Genomic DNA, 1206 nt, shown 5'->3' with positions numbered 1-1206 from the left:
CACCGGATCCGTCCGGTGCGCGCGGCGCGTCCGCGACCACGGGACAAGGGAGCGCCTCCACGTGAGCGACAACAGCGGCACCACTTCCTCCAGTGCCTTCGACGATTTCCTACCGGCCAACGAGGCCTACGCCGAGTCCTTCTCCCTCTCCGGGCTCGAACCCGTCGCCGCGCGCGGTCTGGGCCTGGTGACCTGCATGGACTCCAGGATCGAGCCTTTGGACATGCTCGGCCTCAAGCCCGGTGACGCCAAGATCCTGCGCAACGCCGGCGCGCGCGTGACCGACGACACCCTGCGCACCCTGGTGCTGGCGGTGTACCTGCTCGGTGTGGACCGGGTGCTGATCATGCCGCACACCCGCTGCAAGATGGCCTCCGTGGAGAGCGACGACGCCGTTCACGACCTCATCGAAAAGCAGTACGGAGTGGACACGCGCAGCCTGGAGTTCCACACCGACAACGACCAGCTGGGCGCGCTGCGGCACGACCTGGAGCGCATCCGCCACCACCCGCTGCTGCCCGAGGGCCTGCCGGTCGCGGGCGCGCTGTACGACGTGGACACCGGCCGGATCACCATGACGGACCTGTGACCGCTCCCGAGCGGAGGCGGTGACCGCGCTCGGCCACGTGTGCGCCGCACGTGCGCGGGGATCTCTTCAGTGGGGGCGAAGGCACGGGAGGGCCCGGTGGGCTCCTGCCCACGCCTTCGCCCCCGCACGCCCCACCAGGGAATGCGTCCGGTACGCCGGCCGTTGTGATCCGGGACGGCCCCGCGCCGTCGGAAGGAGCACCGTGGAAGAGAACACCTACGACACCTTCAACCGCGCCCGCATGTTCATGGAACTGGGCGACCCCATCTACGCCGCCCGCACCCTCGAACCGATCGTCGACGACGAACCCGACAGCCGCTCCCTGCTGGAGCTGCTGGGCCGCGCCTACTTCCACTCCGCGCAGCTCAACAAGGCCGAGCGGACCTTCCGCAGGATCATCGAGCTGGACCCGGTGGACAACTGGGCGCACATCGCCCTGGCGCGCACGCTGGAGCGCCAGAGCCGCCACGAGGAGGCGGCCACCTACCGGCGCATGCACGCGGTGATGTCCGGGGGGTCCCTGGACTGATCGGACCCCGGTCCACCGCACCCGCGTGCGCACCGGGGCCGGGAGACCCCTCCCCCCGGACCGCCCCGGCGGCCGGGTCGGCCGCGGG

The 1206-nt window shown here is 71.1% G+C and carries 2 protein-coding genes; both read left to right on the top strand.

Annotated features, from left to right (window positions below):
- Positions 1 to 61: 61 nt before the first annotated feature.
- Positions 62 to 589 (top strand): carbonic anhydrase, encoded by a 528-nt coding sequence (locus DQW06_RS24675; RefSeq protein ID WP_117199403.1) that lies wholly within the window; start codon positions 62 to 64, stop codon positions 587 to 589.
- A 202-nt stretch (positions 590 to 791) separates the two neighbouring features.
- Positions 792 to 1118, top strand: a complete 327-nt coding sequence (locus DQW06_RS24670; protein ID WP_013154318.1) for a M48 family metallopeptidase — start codon at positions 792 to 794, stop codon at positions 1116 to 1118.
- Positions 1119 to 1206 lie beyond the last annotated feature (88 nt).

The organism is Nocardiopsis sp. TNDT3 (genome assembly GCF_003427465.1).
Lineage (GTDB): Bacteria > Actinomycetota > Actinomycetes > Streptosporangiales > Streptosporangiaceae > Nocardiopsis > Nocardiopsis dassonvillei.
Note: the sequence above shows the minus strand (reverse complement) of the source record. Positions and strands in the feature narration are given on the sequence as shown.